The organism is Bradyrhizobium sp. 613_E4_N2_2 (assembly GCF_052075995.1).
Lineage (GTDB): Bacteria > Pseudomonadota > Alphaproteobacteria > Rhizobiales > Xanthobacteraceae > Bradyrhizobium > Bradyrhizobium barranii.
In genome coordinates this window covers 7,672,017-7,689,096 of the sequence record NZ_CP197234.1, presented here as the reverse complement: position 1 = coordinate 7,689,096, position 17,080 = coordinate 7,672,017, and the positions used below count along the sequence as shown (strand labels likewise).

Sequence of the window (17,080 nt, the reverse complement as noted above, 5' to 3'; positions counted from 1 at the left end):
TCGATGGACAACAGGCTTCTCAAAGGCGTCACTGCGGTGACGCTCGCCGCAATGATGGCGCTCGCTTCACCTGCGCTTGCCCGTGGCGGCGGTGGCGGAGGCCATGGCGGTGGCGGCTTCGGCGGTGGCGGCCATGGCGGCTTTGGCGGTGGCGGGCATTTCGGTGGCGGCGGAATGCATGCGGGTGGCTTCGGCGGCATGCGCGCGGGTGGTTTCGGCGGCATGGGTGGCGCGCGCTTTGCTGGCGGCCCGGGCTTCGGTGGAGCCCGCTTCGTCGGCTCGCCAATGGCTGCCCGCGCCGCCATCGGGCCGCGCTTTGCCGGTGCACCATTAGCGACCCGCGCCGCTTTCGGCCCGCGGTTTGCTGGCCCGGGCTGGCACGGCAGGCCGTTCATTGGCCGCCATGCCTTCTTCCACCGTCACCGCTTCAACCGGTTCGCTTTCGTCGGCGCGCCGTTCTTCTATGCCAACTATGCCAACTATTACGACGATGGTTGCTGGCGCAGGAGCTTGACGCCCTATGGATGGCAATGGGTCAATGTGTGCGGAGACTATTGGTAGTCGCATCGCGGTACCGCACCATTGTCGCGATCGCCACCGGGCGGTTCCGCTCAGCCCCGGAACGGGATAGTCTGGTGGCGATCGTCGCGCGGAGTTTTGCATGACCGGAGGTCACCGCCGCATTCTGGTCGTCGAGGACGATCCGGAAACCGCAGGCCAGCTCGTCGAGGAACTCACCACCTCGGGCTACGACGTCGATCTTGCCGCGACGGGTCGTGAAGCCCTGAGCCACGGCGTCGCCCGCGACTATGCCGTGATCACCATCGACCGCATGCTGCCCGACATCGACGGCATCGCCGTGATGCGCCAGTTGCGCGACGACGGCATCGCCGCACCCTTCCTGATCATCTCCGCGCTCGGCGAGGTTGACGACCGCGTGCGCGGTTTGCGCGCCGGGGGCGATGACTATCTCGTCAAGCCGTTCTCCTTCGTCGAGCTGCTGGCGCGCCTCGAGGCGCTCGGCCGCCGCAGCGAGACCGTCGCCAAGGAAACCATCCTGCGGGTCGGCGATCTCGCCATCGACCTGATCGCGCGCAACGCCAGCCGGCGCGGCCGGAAAATTCCGCTGCTGCCGCGCGAGTTTCAGCTGCTCGAATATCTCGTCCGCAACGAAGGCCGCGTCGTCTCCCGGGCGATGCTGCTCCAGCATGTCTGGGATCTGCATTTCGATCCCTCCACCAACATCATCGACGTCTATGTCGGGCGGGTCCGCCGCAAGGTCGACGATGCCCAGGCCTATCCGCTGATCCATACGATCCGCGGCATCGGATATTGCATCCGTGCTCCTGGCTAAGACGCTCCGCTCCTCCACCTTCCGTCTGGCACTGATCGCGATCGCGGCGTTCGGCCTGATCGTCGCGGCGATCATGGCCTATGTCTATTTCGGCACGATCGCCTATGTGCAGGGCCGGGTCGGCGACGCCGGCGATCACAGCGGCTTCACCGCGATGATCGAGCTCGCGATGGTCGCCGTCGCCGTGCTGCTGGCCGTGCTGGCCGGGGTCGCGGCCGTGCTGGTGACGCGGCGCACGGTCGGACGGATCGAGGAGATCAATGCGACCAGCCGCGCCATCATGCTGTCGGGGCTCGACCGGCGCATTCCCTTGCGCGGCAGTCACGACGAGTGGGACCGCGTCGCCGAAAACCTCAACCAGATGCTCGACCGCATCGAGACGCTGATGGGTGAGGTCAAGCAGGTCAGCGACAACGTCGCCCACGATCTGCGCACGCCGCTGACGCGCATGCGCGGCCGGCTGGAAAAGGCCTATCACACCCCGCGCAATGGTGAGGCCGATGCGGTGCTGATCGGCGACACCATCGCCGATCTCGATTCGGTGCTCGGCATGTTCGCTTCCATCACGCGGATCTCGGAGATCGAGACCCGCGCCCGCCGGAGTGCGTTTCGTGCGCTCGACCTCGCTGAAATCGCCGGCGAGGTCGTCGAACTCTATGACGCCGCGGCCGAGCAGGTGGCGACCCGCCTCAGCCTTGACGGCGACCGCCAGGTGGCGATTACGGGGGACCGCGACCTGCTGTTCGACGCCATCGCCAATCTGGTCGACAACGCGATAAAGCACGGCCGCGCGGGCGGGCAGGTCACCGTGACCTGTCGCAGCGCCGGTGGCGGGGCGGTGATCGCGATCGCCGACGATGGCCCGGGCATTCCCACCGGAGAGCGCGATCACGTGTTCAAGCGCTTCTACCGGCTCGAACAGAGCCGTTACACGCCGGGCAACGGTCTGGGCTTGAGCCTGGTCGCGGCCGTTGCCGGTCTCCATGGCGCCGAGATTGCACTGCACGACAATGCGCCGGGCCTCACGGTCCGGCTCAGCTTCCCGGCGACATCAGCGCGATAGGAGCTGACGGCGTCATAGCTCGATCACGCCGCGGCGTGCCGCATGCGCGACCGCGTCGGTGCGGCCGGTGGCATCCAGCTTGTCGAGCAGCGAACCGACGTGGAATTTGACCGTGTGCACGGAGATGCCGAGCTGGCGCGCGATCAGCTTGTTGGACGCGCCTTCCGCCATCAGCGCCAGGACATCGAGCTCGCGCTGCGTCAGCGCGATGTCTTCCGGCATGCTGCGCGGATCGCGCGCCATGACCGTCGCCGTGGCGGCCTCGCCGGGCGCGGCGAGCCGAAGCCCGGCGATGTTGCCGAGCAAGACCGCCAGGCGATCGGCGAGGGCGGGATCGTCGATCTCCAGGGCGAGCACGATCTCGGGCGCGTTGTCCTCGCTCACGCCTCGGGCCTCTCGCCGATCGTGACCTTGAAGCTGACTGGCTCGCCGCCGCGGCGCACCGCGACATCGACGACCGTGCCGACGCTCGCAGGTCCCAGCGTCCGCGACAGCGCACGCACGCCGGAGAGCTTCTGGTCGTTAACCGCCACGATGACGTCGCCCTGGCGGATGCCGGCCGCAGCCGAAGGGCCGGCCTTGTCGACATTCATCACCATCGCGCCGATGCCATCGTCGAGCCGCACCGGCTGGAGCCCGAGGCCGAGATATCCGCGGGCGATGCGGCCGCGCGCCTCGAGCTGTGCCGCGACCCGCTCGATTGTCGCCGTCGGGATCACCAGGACCCGCCGCGGCCCGAGCACGGCCATGCCGAAGGCGTCGCCTGATGCATCGAGCGCGAGCCCGCCTTGTTGCGCGAAGCGCAGGCGTACGTCGAGCTCGATCCGCGCATCGATGTCGCCGCCGCGCAAGGAGCGCCAGCTCTTGCCGGACAGTGATACCATGCCGAGCGCCGCGCTCGGCGCATCGCGATCGGTGGCGACGACGACCGACAGCGTGCCGAGGGGCGGAACGGTCGCGGCCAGCTTGACCGGCGCAAGACTGGCATCGGTGCGCAACAGCGCGATGTCGGTCGTATGGTCGCGGCCGACGATTGTGGCGGCCGCGGTGCTGCCGTCGGGGAGGCTGATCTGGATATCGCCCTCGTCGGCCAGCGCTTCGTCGGCGGTGACGATCAAGCCGGGTTTCCAGACGAAGCCGGTGGCGCGGGAGCGATGCGAATGCACGGCGACGACGGATGGCGCGGTGCGCGTCACGACATCCGCGAGCGCGGACGAAAGGGACGACAGAGGAGTGGGGTCGGTCATGGAAGGCTCCTGTAAATTGTCCTCAATCTGGGATGTCGCGGGCGATAGCGAAACTGGCCGGGTGGCCAGGACAGATGGGGCGGACCGGCTTCCGCAGGACTACGGCCGACGAACATGTGATTGGGAGGCCTTCACGGGAACGTGTAGCAATCCAGAAATTGCACCGCACGTCCCTAAGCGTTTCCAGCGAGCCCCGACCGATGACCGTCGACCTCACCCGCCGTACCCTGCTTCAACTCGCCGGTGCGACCTCGCTCGCGATGGCGGCGGCCGCCGCCGCTCGGGCCGAGGGCCTGCCGCAAGGCGGCGGTCCGACCTATGCCAGCCGCACGCCGATGCGGGTGGGCATGGTGACGCTCCGGGTCAAGAACCTCGACAAGGTCGCGGACTACTATCGCGACGTGATCGGGCTCACCGTGATGGAGCGCTCCGCGACCGGCGCGACGCTCGGCACGGCCGGTATCACGCTGCTCGTGCTGGAAGCCCGTCCCGAGGCCGCGATCGAGCCGCGCAACGCCGCGGGCCTCTACCACACCGCCTTCCTGATGCCGTCGCGAAAAGATCTCGCGCGCTGGCTGGTGCACGCCGCCTCGCACCGCGTGCCGCTGTCGGGCTTCGCCGATCATCTCGTCAGCGAATCCGTCTATCTCGACGACCCCGAAGGCAACGGCATCGAGGTCTATGCCGACCGCGATCCCTCGCAATGGCAGTGGAGCGAGGGCAGCGTGAAGATGGCGAGCGACGAGCTCAACATCCCTGACCTCTTGTCGCTGACCAACACGCGCGTGGCAGACTACGCCAAGGCGCCGGATGGTCTGCGCGTCGGCCACATGCATCTGCGTGTCGGCGATCTCGCCGAGGCCGAACGGTTCTATCACGGCACGGTCGGCCTCGATCCGACCCGCCGCCGTGGCGGCGCCGCGTTCCTGTCGTCGGGCCGCTATCACCATCACCTCGGCATGAACGTCTGGCAGAGCCAGGGGGCCGGCCAACGCGACGATCAGACCACGGGGCTCGCCTGGTTCTCGCTGGTGATGGCGAAGCAGGACATTCTCGCTGCGCAGGAGGAGCGCCTGCGCAAGGGCGGCGCGCATGTCACGGCGCTCGCCAATGGTCTGGAGGCCGTCGATCCCTGGGGCACGCGGGTGCGCCTGATCAGGGTTTGATCGATAGCGCGGGCATTGCTATGACCGGTCAGGCGCTAGCCAATTTTCCGGGGTTCAGCCTGACATGCCTGATTTTCACGGCGTCTTTCCCTACCTCATTTCGCCCGTCGATGCCGATGGCACGGTGCGCACCGAAGTCCTCGGCAAGCTCTGCGACGATTTGATCGGCGCAGGCGTGCACGGGCTGACGCCGCTGGGTTCGACCGGCGAGTTCGCCTATCTCAATGCCGCGCAACGCACCGCGATCGTGCAGACCACCATCGAGGCCGCGAAGGGCCGCGTGCCGGTCGTGGCCGGCGTCGCATCCACCTCGACGGCGGATGCAGTGGCGCAGGCGAGGGCGTATCAGAAGTGTGGTGCCAACGGCATCCTGGCGATCCTGGAAGCGTACTTTCCGCTCGCCGATGCCCAGGTCGAATCGTACTTCCGCGCCATCGCGGATGCCGTGGACATCCCGGTCGTCATCTACACCAATCCGCAATTCCAGCGTTCCGATCTCACGCTCGACATCATCGCGCGCCTCGCTGAACATCCGCGCATCGGCTACATCAAGGACGCCTCGACCAATACCGGCCGGCTGCTCTCGATCATGAACCGCTGCGGCTATGCCTTGCGCGTGTTCTCGGCCTCCGCCCACATCCCGGCGGCGGTGATGCTGATCGGCGGGCTCGGCTGGATGGCGGGACCTGCCTGCATCATCCCGCGCCAGAGCGTCGCACTCTACGACCTCTGCAAGGCCGGCCGCTGGGACGAGGCCATGGCGCTCCAGCGCAGACTGTGGCGGATCAACGAGGCTTTCGCCCGCTTCAACCTCGCCGCCTGCATCAAGGCGGGGCTGGCGGTTCAGGGCTACGACGTCGGCGATCCCGTCCCGCCGCAGGCCGCGCTGTCGGCCGACGCCCGCAAGGTGGTGGAGGCGGCGTTGAGGGAGCTTGATTAGCCGTCATGGCCGGGCTTGTCCCGGCCATCCACGTCTTGCCCTGTGGCACATAGAACGTGGATGCCCGGGACAAGCCCGGGCATGACGAATCTGTGGGTTCACCGCCCAAAACCGCGGCTGGTATGCCTCCGATCGATCCGCTAAAAGGCGGCCCGCAGTTTCGAAAAGACCCTGAGGACCCCACGGAATGAACATTCTTCCCGGCAATTTGCGTTTCGGAGCGGGCCAGCCCGTCAAGCGTTTGGAAGACCAGCGGCTGCTCACCGGGAAGGGTCAGTTCATCGACGACAAGCCGGAGGAGGGCGCGCTGTGGTTGCATGTGCTGCGCTCGCCGCATGCGCACGCGAAGATCGTCGCGATCGACACCAGCGCCGCGGCATCGATGCCGGGCGTCACCGCGGTCTACACCGGCGCTGATCTCGTCAAGGACGATATCGGCACCATTCCGACCCTGAGCATCTTCAAGCGCCCCGACGGCAAGCCGATGACGGTGCCGCCGCGCCGCCTGCTCGCCCATGAGATCGTCCGCTATGCCGGCGAAGCCGTGGCCGCAGTGGTGGCCGCCTCGCGTGCCGAGGCGCAGAGCGCGGCCGAAGCGATCGTGATCGAATACGACGTGCAGCCCGCGGTGGTCGATCCGGTCGAAGCGGTCAAGCCCGGCGCGCCCGTGGTGTGGCCCGAGGCGCCCGACAACATCGTCGGTGCGATGAGCTATGGCGATGCCGCCAAGGCGGACGAGGCATTCGCCAAGGCCGCGCATACGGTCGAGCTCGACATCGTCAGCCAGCGTCTGGTGCCCTCCGCGATGGAGCCGCGCTCGACCATTGCCGAGATCGACAAGAAGACCGGCCGCCTCCTCCTGCATGTGCAGTCGCAGACGCCGGCCTCGACCCGCGACGTGCTGGCGGAAGCCGTGCTCAAGCGACCCAAGGACAGCGTCCGCGTGCTGGTCGGCGACATCGGCGGCGGCTTTGGTCAGAAGACCAACCTCTATCCGGAAGACGGCATCGTCGCCTATGCCGCGACCAAGCTGAACCGGAAGATCCGCTGGCGCGGCGACCGCACCGACGAATTCGTCGGCGGTACCCATGGCCGCGATCTCACCTCGACGGCATCCTTCGCGCTCGACGAGAAGGGCAAGGTGCTGGCCTATCGCGTCAAGTCGATCGGCTGCACCGGCGCGTACTCGTCGGGTGCGGCGAACATCATCCCGCTGGTGCTCGGGCCGTTCGTGCAGACCGGCGTCTACGATCTGCCGCTGGTGCATTTCGAGGTGCAGTCGGTGATGACTCACACCGCGCCGGTCGGCGCCTATCGCGGCGCGGGCCGGCCCGAAGCGGTGTTCATCGTCGAGCGCCTGTTCGACGCCGCCGCGCGAAAAATCGGCATGGATCCGCGTGCGATCCGGAAAGCGAACTACATCAAGCCGGCGCAGCTGCCCTACACCAACGCCGCGGGTCAGGTTTACGATTCCGGCGCCTTCGCCCACCTGCTCGATCGCGCCGTGAAGTTGGCCGATTGGGACGGCTTTGCCGCGCGCAAGAAGGCGGCGAAGAAGAAGGGCCTGCTCTACGGCCGCGGGCTCACCTCCTACATCGAATGGACCGGCGGCCGCGCGCATACCGAGAAGGTCAGCCTGCACGCGACCTCGCAGGGCCGCGTCGTGCTGCATTCCGGCACCATGGCGATGGGGCAGGGGCTGCAGACCACGTACACCCAGATGATCTCCGACACGCTCGGCATTGCCATGGACAAGATCGACGTCGTCCAGGGCGACACGGATCTTGCGATGGGCTTCGGCAGCGTCGGCTCGCGCTCGCTGTTCGTCGGCGGCACGGCCGTGGCAGTTTCCTCCAACGACCTGATTCAGAAGGCGCGTGAGAAGGCGGCCAACGTGCTGGAGACCTCGGTCGAGGACATCGAATATCAGGGCGGCATGCTCACCGTGGTCGGCACCGACCGCCGCATCAGCCTGTTCGATCTCGCCGAGAAGGAGGGCGGCGCCAAGCTCAGCGTCGATTCCGAAGGAGAGGTCGATGGCCCGAGCTGGCCGAACGGCACGCATATCTGCGAGGTCGAGATCGATCCGGAGACCGGCGTGTCCAAGGTCGTGCGCTACACCACCGTCGACGACGTCGGCGTTGCCGTGAACCCGATGCTGGTCACCGGCCAGATCCATGGCGGCGTCGCGCAGGGCATTGGACAAGCGCTGTACGAGGGCGTGTCCTACGATGAGGACGGCCAGCTCCTCACCGCGAGCTACCAGGACTATTGCATCCCCCGTGCTGACGACGTTCCGCCGATCGAGGTCACGCTCGACGACTCCGCGCCCTGCCGGACCAATCCGCTCGGCGCCAAGGGCTGCGGCGAATCCGGCGCCATCGGCGGCCCGCCCTGCGTCACCAACGGCGTGATGGACGCGCTCGCCGAGCTCGGCATCACCCAGCTGAACACGCCCCTGACGCCCCAGAAGATCTGGAAGGCGATCAAGGACGCGAAGGTGGCGGGTTAAGCGGGGCGCGTTGTTACGCCGGCTGTCGCCATACACCCAGCTGTCGTCCCGGGGCGCGCAACGCGCGAACCCGGGACCCATAACCACAGGAAGTGGTTTGGCGAAGACTCGTGGTGACCAGCTCGCGCCATAACCTCACCCTGTGGTTATGGGTCCCGGATCTGCGCTTCGCTTCGCTGCGCTTGTCCGGGACGACAGCGGAGAATGCCCCGCCAGCTCTGGCTAAATCCCCACGCCCTTAAATCCCCAGCATCATCTTCGCAATGATGTCGCGCTGGATCTCCGAGGTGCCGCCGAAGATCGTGTAGGCGCGGCCGTTGAGATATTCCGGGACCACCGTCAGCATCTCCTCAGGCGTCGCCGGCGCATGGTTGAGCTTGTAGAGCGGGCGCATCGGCTCGACCGCGAGCGCGTCGTGACCGATCACGTCGACCCCCAGCCGCGTCACGGCCTGCCTGATCTCGCTGTTGCGCAGCTTCAGGATCGACGACACCGCGCCGGGATTTTGCCCGGTCTGAAGTGCGGAGAGCACGCGCAGCTCGGTCATCTCCAGCGCGTCGATATCGATTTCGACCTCCGAGATGCGCGTCGCGATATCCGGGCTGTCGATCGCGCGACCCGTCAGGTCCGACTCGGCCAGCTCCGCGATCGCCTTCAGACCCTCGCGCAATTTTGCCGAGGCGATGCCGGAGCCGCGCTCGAACTCGAGCAGATATTTGCCGTAGGTCCAGCCTTTGCCTTCGTCGCCGACGCGGTTGGCCACGGGCACGCGCACATCGTCAAAGAACACCTGGTTGACCTCGTGGTCGCCGCCGATGGTGAGGATGGGGCGCGTGGTGATGCCCGGCGTTGTCATGTCGATCAGGATGAAGCTGATGCCGTCTTGCTGCCGCGGTCCGTCGCTGGTGCGCACCAGCGCGAACATGCGGTTGGCGTGGTGGGCGTGCGTGGTCCAGATTTTTGTGCCGTTGATGATGTAGTCGTCGCCGTCGCGGACCGCGCGCGTCTTCAGCGACGAGAGATCGGAGCCGGAGCCCGGCTCGGAATAGCCCTGGCACCAATAGTCTTCGCCGGAGAGGATGCGTGGCAAATAAAAATTCTTCTGCTCGGGCGAGCCGAAGCCGATGATGACGGGCCCGACCATCTTCACGCCCATCACGTTGACATTGGGCACGCCGGCGCGTGCGGATTCAGTCTCGAAAATCCAACGCTGCGCCGGCGTCCAGTCCGGACCGCCATATTCGACCGGCCAGCCCGGTGCGCCCCAGCCCTGCCGGTGCAGCGCGCGCTGCCACGCCATGCCGATATCAGGGTCGGAGAACACCGACGGCGTCAGCGCGGTTGCGCGCTTCATCTCTTCGGTGAGGTTTTTTGCAATGAAGCCGCGCACCTCGTCCTGGAAGGCGCGCTCCTCGGTGTTGAACGAGAGGTCCATGATGCGCTCCTTGTGTCAGGCCGTGCGGCCGAGCTGGGCGTGGCGGCTGTAATGGTGCGCGCTGCCGCCGAACAGCGTGTCGAAGGCGACCAGCCGCTTGAAATAGGCGCCGACCTCGAGCTCCTCGGTGACGCCCATGCCGCCATGAAGCTGGATCGACTGCTCGCCGACGAAGCGCGCGCATTTGCCGATCTTCGCTTTCGCACCGGAGGCAGCGCGGGCGCGCTCGACCGGCGAGCTATCGACCTTCAACGCGGCGCGCAGCGCCATCGAGCGCGCCTCATCGACCTGCATCGCCATGTCGGCGAGGCGGTGGCGGATCACCTGGTTGGCGGAGAGCGGCCGGCCGAACTGCTTTCTGATCTTGGTGTATTCCAGCGTTGTGTCGAGCAGCGTCTGCATGATGCCGACGGCTTCGGCACCGAGCGCAGCCATGGCGCGGTCAACGGCCCATTCGATCGCGGGCAGGGCGTCGTGTCCGTCGCCGAGCAGGGCATCCTCCGGCAGCTCGACGCCGGACAGCTCGATATTGCAGGCCCGTCCGCCGCCGAGACGTTCATAGTCGGTGATGACGACGCTGGGCGTCTTCGCCGGCACCAGGAACAGGCCGATCCGTCCCGAAGGTCCCTTGTGATCGTGGATATGCGCGGAGACGATGATCTCGTCGGCGGCGAGGCCGTCGAGCACCGCGATCTTGCTGCCGGCAACGCGCCAGCCTTGCGCCGTCTTGTGGGCGACGGTCGCGACTATTGCGAGATCGAACCGCGCCGCGCGCTCGGAATGGGCGAAGGCGAGTTTCAGTGATCCGTCCGCGACCTTCGGCAGCCGCGCCTGCTTCTGCGCGGTGCTGCCGCATTTGTCGATCAGCGAGGCTCCAAGCACCACCGTTGCAACATACGGCTCCGACACCAGCCCGCGACCAAAGGCTTCCATCAGAATGCCGATCTCGACCGCGCCGCCGCCGAGCCCCTCAAACTCTTCGGGAATCGGCAGCGCCAGCCAGCCAAGCTCGGCGAACTGCTTCCAGACCGCTGGGCTGAAGCCGAGCGGGTCGTTCGCCATCTTGCGGCGGTGATCGGCATCGTAGCTCTCGGCCACGAAGCGCTCCGCGCTTTCGCGCAGCAGCCGTTGCTCGTCACTCAGGTTGAGGTCCATGTCGTTACTCCGCGGCCGCCGGCGGCTTGCGCACGGAGGGATGCAGTCCTGATGGATCGACCACCATGCCGAACTGCTGAAGGTTATGGGCGTGACAGAGCTGATGCAGCGCAAAGGCCTGGTCGATCGCGGCGGGCTGGCCCATCACATCGACCGAGCGATTCACGGCTTCCTTGGTCAGCTTCAGCGCGAAGGACGGCTTTGAGGCGATCCGGCGCGCCAGCTCCAGCACCGACGCTGAAAGCTCCGCGCGCGGCACGACCCGGTTGACCATGCCGAGCTGATGCGCCTCCTGCGCACTCCATGCGTCGGCGGTGAACAGGAATTCCTTGGCCTTGCGCGGGCCGAGCTCCCAGGGATGCACGAACCATTCGACCCCGCAGACGCCCATGGTCACCACGGGATCGCAGAACTGAGCATCGTCGCTGGCGACGATGAGGTCGCAGGCCCAGGCCAGCATCAACCCGCCGGCGATGCACTTGCCGTGCACCTCGGCAATGGTCGGCTTGGCCAGGTTGCGCCAGCGCCGCGTGATCTGGAGATATATTTCCTGCTCGCGCGCGAAGCGGCCATGCGCGTTCGCCTCCGCAAAGCCACCCCAATTTCCGATCGGCGGAAAATCGACGCCTGCGGCGTTCTTGCCGCCGGGGCGCAGATCGTGGCCCGATGAGAAATGCGGCCCGTTGCCGGCGAGGATGATGACCTTGAGCGCGTCGTCCTGCACCGCCTCGTCGAAGGCGGCGTTGAGGTCGTAGGTCATCTGCAGGTTCTGCGCGTTGCGCGCCTCGGGCCGGTTCATCACGATCCGGGCAATCGCCGGCTCGGGCCTCTCCACGAGGATGGTCTCGAACGAGCTCATCGCGTTCCCCTTGGCGTTTCCGTTCTTGTTTTGCTCAAGTTGACTATGTCGGCCAGGGATAGGCAAGGGGCTTGCGTCAGGCGGTTGCTTTTCGCGCCGCCGGCACAAGATGTCTGGCACCGCGCGCGTTCAATCTGATAGTTTACGCCAGATTTCACCGGGAGGAATTTGATGCGCAAGATCCTGACCGTGCTGGCGGCTCTGGCCTCGCTGAGCCTGACCAATTGCGGCTACAACGCGATCCAGAGCGAGGACGAGCAGATCAAGGGCAACTGGTCCGAGGTCGTGAACCAGTATCAGCGCCGCGCCGATCTCGTGCCCAATCTCGTCAACTCGGTAAAGGGCTTTGCGCAGCAGGAGAAGGACGTGCTGCTCGGCGTCACTAATGCGCGCGCCAAGGTCGGCAGCATCCAGGCGACGCCTGAGGTGCTGAACGACCCCGCCGCCTTCCAGAAGTTCCAGGCCGCCCAGGGCGAGCTCTCCAGCGCGCTGTCACGTCTCTTGGTCGTCACCGAGAACTATCCGCAGCTCAAGTCCGATGCGCTGTTCAAGGATTTGATGTCGCAGCTCGAAGGCACCGAGAACCGCATCACGGTCGCGCGCAACCGCTACATCAAGGCGGTGCAGGACTATAACGTCACCATTCGCTCCTTCCCGAGCAACCTCACCGCAATGATGTTCGGCTACAAGGAGAAGCCGAATTTCGCGGTCGAGAACGAAAAGGAGATCTCGACCGCGCCGAAGGTCGATTTCAATCCGGCGCCTGCGCCGTCGAAGTAGCTGCGCGCCGTTTTGCGAATGCGCCCAGCCCCACCCACCGCCGTCATTCCCCGCGAAGGCGGGGAATCCAGTACGCCGCGGCTCCTCCGTAGTCCTCTGGCGTCTCTGGAATACTGGATCGCCCGGTCAAGCCGGGCGATGACAGCGAGGTTGTGGCAAGCGATAGCCGTATTCGTACTCCTCCTCGCATTCAATTTCCCCGCCCTTGCCGACGTCGCCATCCCGCAACTCACCGGTCGCGTGGTCGATCAGACCGGCACGCTGTCGAGCGGCGACATCGCCGCGTTGTCGCAAAAGCTGCGTGATTTCGAGACGCGCAAGGGCAGCCAAATCGCCGTCCTGATCGTGCCGACGACCCAGCCGGAGACGATCGAGCAGTTCTCGATCCGCGTCGCCGACGCCTGGAAGGTCGGCCGCAAGAAGGTGGACGACGGCGCGATCCTCATCGTCGCCAAGAACGACCGGCACTTGCGCATCGAGGTCGGCTACGGTCTCGAGGGCGCGCTCACCGACGTCACCTCGCGGCGGATCATCGACGAGATCATCACGCCGAAATTCAGGACGGGCGATTTCGCCGGCGGCATTACTGATGGCGTCGATCGCATGATCCGCGTGATCGACGGCGAGCCGCTGCCGGTGCCTTCGCCGACTGTGAATTTCGGCAATCTGGACGATATTGCGCCGCTGTTCATCGTGACGCTGTTCGCCTCGATCGGGGTTGGCGGCTTCTTCCGGGCCATGCTGGGCCGGCTGCTTGGCTCATTGGCGACCGGCGGCATCATCGCGGCGCTGACCTGGCTCATTCTCGGATCCTTCGCAATCGCGCTCGCGCTCGGAGCGCTGGGCTTCGTCATCGGCTTCATCGCCGATCTGTTTGCGGCGATGGCGCCAGCCACGAGATCGTCGCGCGGCGGCTCGTGGTCGAGCGGCTCCTCGGGAGGTGGCTGGAGCAGCGGCTCGTCGTCCAGCGACAGCGGCGGTTTCAGCGGCGGCGGTGGCAGTTTTGGCGGCGGCGGCGCCTCGGGGAGCTGGTAGCGGTCATGGGCATCAAGCGCATTGCCAGACATCTCGTGCAGCATCATTGGCGGGCGAAGCAAATCTTTCCGCCAAAGGTGCTCGCCCGCATCGAGCAGGCGATCAAGCAGGGTGAGAGCACGCATTCCGGCCAGGTCCGCTTCGTCGTCGAAGGCGCGCTCGACGGGCGACCGCTGATCCGCAACCAGCCGGCCCGCGAGCGCGCGCTCGACGTGTTTTCGCATCTGCGTATCTGGGACACCGCGCACAACAACGGCGTCCTGATCTATCTCCTGCTCGCCGATCGCGACGTCGAGATCGTGGCCGACCGCGGTATTCACGCGAAGGTCGGTGACGAGGGCTGGGAGAGCATCTGCCGCGCGATGGAGGCCGAGTTCGCCTCCGGCCAGTTCGAGCGCGGTGTGATCGGCGGCATCGCTGCGGTGTCGCGCGAGCTGGCGCGACATTTCCCACCGCAAGGCCCGCATGCGAACGAGCTGCCGGATGCGCCGGTGGTGATGTGACGGATAGTGATGTGGGCGGAGCGGTGACGTGAACGGAGTGGGCGCCGCCCACTCCGTCATTGCGAGGAGCTCTTGCGACGAAGCAATCCAGACTGCGGCCTTGGAAAGATTCTGGATTGCTTCGCTGCGCTCGCAATGACGGTGTGGAGGCAGCCATTCCGCGGCCGTTCATCTTCCCCCGCTTACAATTTGTTTCACGCCCGCCACACCGGTTCCACGTTCCCGGCCCAATTCGGCCCCGGATGACTTCCTAAAATTTCGGTAAGCGGGTCCCGAAGTAAGGATTTCGCAAGCAATGAAAGTTACCAAAAGGTCAATCCAGAGTGGAGTATTCGAACTGTGAGCGAACCAATGGCTGAGCAGGCTGCCCAGGATACGAGCGTCGTGGAAGCTTCGACCGCGCCGCAGGCCGTCGAGGCTGCCGGCATCGAGGCCCCCTCGATCGCCCCCGACCATGAGTCGCCGCCCAAGCCCGATCCAGTCAAGGCAGAGGCCCCGAAGGTCGAGCCGCCCCGGATCGAAGTGCCGAAGTTCGAGACCAAGCCGGAGCCGAAGCCCGGCAAGCTCATCGTCATGGCACCGTCGGAGCGCTCGTGGGAGCGCGAGGAGTTTGCCCCGCATGTGAAGGCGGACGAGTCGCGCGAGACCGGCGACAAGCGCCGCCTGTCGGCGATGGCCGCGGTGGTGGCGATTGCGGCCAGCGTCGGCGCCATCAGCGGCGCGCTCGCGACCGCCGGCATGATGCATTTCGCAGCCCCGGCCCCCGCGCCGGCGCAGGTCGCCGACACCAGCGCGCTGGAATCCTCGGTTGCCAGGATCGATGCCGATGTCGTCGCACTGAAGGCGAATGTCGAGCACACCTCCAAGACTGGCCTCAGCCAGTTCAATCGCGCCAATGACCGCCTCGACAAGCTCGAGAAGGCCCAGGCCGAGCCGATGGCCAAAATCGCAAAGCTGTCCGAGACCGTCGACAAGCTCCGCGCCACGCCGCCCGCGGCCCCCGCGCAGGCCGCGGCAGCCGCCGCGAAGGAGACCACCGGCTCGATCGCGCCGACCCAGGTTGCGACCGCCGCCGCCGCACCGGTTCCGGCCCCAGCCGCGCCCAAGACCGAGGTCGGCCGGTTGCCGACGATCGACGGCTGGGTGCTGCGCGACGTCGCCAATGGCGGCGCACTGATCGAGGGCCGCGGAGGCCTCTACGAGGTCTATGCCGGTGACCCGATCCCCGGAATTGGCCGCGTCGATGCGATCCGCCGTCAGGACGGCCGCTGGGTCGTCGTCACCAGCAAGGGCCTGATCGTCGCACGCTGAGCGTTCGATATCCGCTCTTCAAAGAGGCGCTTCACCACCATGTGAGGCGCCTTTTGACTTGAATAGGCCGGCTTACGCGGTGTTACTGAAGGCATGAGCCGCGCGTTGCGAATTCTCTTTGCTGCCGCCGTCTTGCTTGGCGGAACTGTTTCGCTTTTCGCAGCGGAGAACGCGCCGTTGACGCGCGGCACGGCGATCATCGATCCCGATCTGCTCCGCAAGCTCGACCAGAACGATTCGCTTACGATCTTGCGCCTGCTATGGCCGGAGCGGAACGCAAACGTTCCGCTGACGACCGATTTGCTGTTCTCGTCGCTGTCGCAGCTCAAGGGAATTCCACCCGCGATCGACGCGGAGTTCGACCACTACATCATCCGGCAGAAGGCGGCGTACCCGACCGAAACCATCGGCGTCGGCGAAGGCTTTGACGTGCAGCTGTTCGATCGGGCCAATCTCAAATCCCGCGACACCCGCTTCGTGCTGGCGGGCATCGTCAATCGCATGGACCGCGCCTATGTCTCGGAGGAGGCGTGCGGCGAGATCAGGCTGATTTATCGGCTGGTGCGTTTCGAGAGTAAGCCGGAAGGTGGCAAGACCGCGACGCGCCTGCCGATGACGTTCAATCTGGTGATGAAGGCACGCGATGCGCGCCAGACCGATGCGAACGGAAAGCCTGTTACCTGTGCCGAGGTCGCGCGGCGCTGGCTCGACAATGGCGACTGGCAGGGGCTGATCGGCGGCGGCATCTCTCCTTCCGACGCCATGCTCGATCGCATCGAGACCAATATCCAGATCTCGATCGCGCCGAAATCGGCATTGCACGATTTCCGTTCCGACTATCTGCTCAAGGTGTTCAAATATAACCCCGCGACGAAGACGTTCGAGGAATCGACGCTGGAGAACCAGATCGACCGCGACCGCATCCTCGCCGACAACGATCTTCGACGTGATTTCAAAGCCTGGCTGCTCGCGCCGGAAAATCTCCGCGAGTTCGATCGCGGCACAGTGCTGATCCCCGAGACATTCCTGGCCAAGGCCGCGGTGGTGCCGACGCCGGCGGGCCTTGACGCTTCGCCGTTGCAGCCGGAGTTCGGCATGGTGCAAGGGGAGGACAGGGACAGCAACAAGGGCGAGCCGGTCTTCACCGACAACGACGTGGTCGGCGCGCTGAAGCAGGCGGCGGCGCGTGGCATCGACATGCAGAACATCCGCTCGGTCGCGGGCTTCCAGCGCCGCCTCAACGACGTCACCTGCGCCGGCTGCCACCAGACCCGCGGCATCGGCGGCTTCCATTTTCCGGGCGTCGATTGGCTGGCGGACAAACCGTCGAACTCCACCATCGTGCCGGCCTCGCCGCATTTCTTCGGCGACCAGGTTCGCCGCCGCGACATCCTGACCGCATTCGCCGCGGGAAAACGCCCTGATTTCTCACGCGGATTTGCCAGCCGGCCGCAGACCCGCGGCAGCGGCGAGCTGGCCGGCACCGAATATCAGGATGGTTGGGGTGCCCATTGTGCCCTGCAAAATGCGGGATCGGGAACGCCGGATAAGAGTTTTACGTCATGGAGCTGTGCTAAAGGTCTCACCTGTCAGGCTGCCGCGGCATCGAGCCGCATCGGCATGTGCTTCATCAAGACGCGTTAGCGCGTGATCCGAAAAAGTGTGTAGCGGTTTTTCGAAAAGGTCACGCGCCAGATAAAACCAGCAACCGGTTTGGATG

General features: G+C 66.0%; 16 protein-coding genes. 11 read left to right on the top strand and 5 right to left on the bottom strand.

The window, feature by feature from the left end:
* Window positions 1–3: 3 nt before the first annotated feature.
* The 3 genes from AB7290_RS36350 (at window position 4) to AB7290_RS36340 (ending at window position 2,417) form a co-directional block, all read left to right on the top strand.
* Window positions 4–561: a hypothetical protein gene (locus tag AB7290_RS36350; protein ID WP_085399804.1), complete on the top strand. Its 558-nt coding sequence runs from the start codon at window positions 4–6 to the stop codon at window positions 559–561.
* Between the two features lie 100 nt (window positions 562–661).
* Window positions 662–1,354: a response regulator transcription factor gene (locus tag AB7290_RS36345; protein ID WP_063985457.1), complete on the top strand. Its 693-nt coding sequence runs from the start codon at window positions 662–664 to the stop codon at window positions 1,352–1,354.
* Window positions 1,341–2,417 carry a sensor histidine kinase gene (locus AB7290_RS36340; RefSeq protein ID WP_085399805.1) on the top strand — a complete coding sequence of 359 codons (1,077 nt, stop codon included), beginning with the start codon at window positions 1,341–1,343 and terminating at the stop codon, window positions 2,415–2,417. The genes AB7290_RS36345 and AB7290_RS36340 overlap by 14 nt, the downstream gene beginning before the upstream one ends.
* Window positions 2,418–2,429: 12 nt before the next feature.
* On the opposite strand, the gene AB7290_RS36335 is transcribed toward AB7290_RS36340, so the two are convergent.
* On the bottom strand, window positions 2,430–2,801 hold the full coding sequence (locus tag AB7290_RS36335; protein ID WP_028151530.1) for a response regulator transcription factor: 372 nt from the start codon (window positions 2,799–2,801) through the stop codon (window positions 2,430–2,432).
* The gene (locus tag AB7290_RS36330; RefSeq protein ID WP_354080841.1) at window positions 2,798–3,664 is read right to left on the bottom strand and encodes a S1C family serine protease; all 867 of its coding nucleotides are present in this window, start codon (window positions 3,662–3,664) and stop codon (window positions 2,798–2,800) included. Before AB7290_RS36330 ends, AB7290_RS36335 begins: the two co-directional genes overlap by 4 nt.
* 200 nt (window positions 3,665–3,864) lie before the next feature.
* Between AB7290_RS36330 and AB7290_RS36325 the strand changes: the two genes are divergently transcribed.
* The 3 genes from AB7290_RS36325 to AB7290_RS36315 all read left to right on the top strand — a co-directional run bounded on the left by AB7290_RS36325 (window position 3,865) and on the right by AB7290_RS36315 (window position 8,282).
* Window positions 3,865–4,830, top strand: a complete 966-nt coding sequence (locus tag AB7290_RS36325) for a VOC family protein (RefSeq protein WP_085399807.1) — start codon at window positions 3,865–3,867, stop codon at window positions 4,828–4,830.
* Between the two features lie 64 nt (window positions 4,831–4,894).
* Window positions 4,895–5,770 (top strand): dihydrodipicolinate synthase family protein, encoded by an 876-nt coding sequence (locus AB7290_RS36320; protein WP_085399808.1) that lies wholly within the window; start codon window positions 4,895–4,897, stop codon window positions 5,768–5,770.
* Between the two features lie 187 nt (window positions 5,771–5,957).
* On the top strand, window positions 5,958–8,282 hold the full coding sequence (locus AB7290_RS36315; protein ID WP_085399809.1) for a xanthine dehydrogenase family protein molybdopterin-binding subunit: 2,325 nt from the start codon (window positions 5,958–5,960) through the stop codon (window positions 8,280–8,282).
* A 238-nt stretch (window positions 8,283–8,520) separates the two neighbouring features.
* Here AB7290_RS36315 and AB7290_RS36310 read toward each other — a convergent pair whose 3' ends face one another.
* From AB7290_RS36310 to AB7290_RS36300, 3 genes are read right to left on the bottom strand one after another with little or no spacing between them, the layout of a single operon-like run.
* Window positions 8,521–9,717 (bottom strand): acyl-CoA dehydrogenase family protein, encoded by a 1,197-nt coding sequence (locus AB7290_RS36310; protein WP_085399810.1) that lies wholly within the window; start codon window positions 9,715–9,717, stop codon window positions 8,521–8,523.
* Window positions 9,718–9,732: 15 nt separating this feature from the next.
* Entirely contained in the window at window positions 9,733–10,872 is a 1,140-nt protein-coding gene (locus tag AB7290_RS36305) for an acyl-CoA dehydrogenase family protein (protein WP_085399811.1), read from the bottom strand.
* Between the two features lie 4 nt (window positions 10,873–10,876).
* Window positions 10,877–11,731, bottom strand: a complete 855-nt coding sequence (locus AB7290_RS36300) for an enoyl-CoA hydratase (RefSeq protein WP_085399812.1) — start codon at window positions 11,729–11,731, stop codon at window positions 10,877–10,879.
* Between the two features lie 171 nt (window positions 11,732–11,902).
* On the opposite strand from AB7290_RS36300, the gene AB7290_RS36295 reads away from it, so the two are divergent.
* From AB7290_RS36295 to AB7290_RS36275, 5 genes are all read left to right on the top strand, one after another.
* Window positions 11,903–12,511, top strand: coding sequence for a LemA family protein (locus tag AB7290_RS36295; protein WP_063985447.1), 609 nt, complete (start codon window positions 11,903–11,905; stop codon window positions 12,509–12,511).
* Window positions 12,512–12,649: 138 nt separating this feature from the next.
* Entirely contained in the window at window positions 12,650–13,546 is an 897-nt protein-coding gene (locus AB7290_RS36290) for a TPM domain-containing protein (RefSeq protein WP_085399813.1), read from the top strand.
* A gap of 5 nt (window positions 13,547–13,551) precedes the next feature.
* Window positions 13,552–14,049: a TPM domain-containing protein gene (locus AB7290_RS36285; RefSeq protein ID WP_085399814.1), complete on the top strand. Its 498-nt coding sequence runs from the start codon at window positions 13,552–13,554 to the stop codon at window positions 14,047–14,049.
* Between the two features lie 351 nt (window positions 14,050–14,400).
* Window positions 14,401–15,360, top strand: coding sequence for a hypothetical protein (locus tag AB7290_RS36280; protein WP_085399816.1), 960 nt, complete (start codon window positions 14,401–14,403; stop codon window positions 15,358–15,360).
* A gap of 93 nt (window positions 15,361–15,453) precedes the next feature.
* Entirely contained in the window at window positions 15,454–17,004 is a 1,551-nt protein-coding gene (locus AB7290_RS36275) for a hypothetical protein (protein ID WP_135215200.1), read from the top strand.
* Window positions 17,005–17,080: the final 76 nt, after the last annotated feature.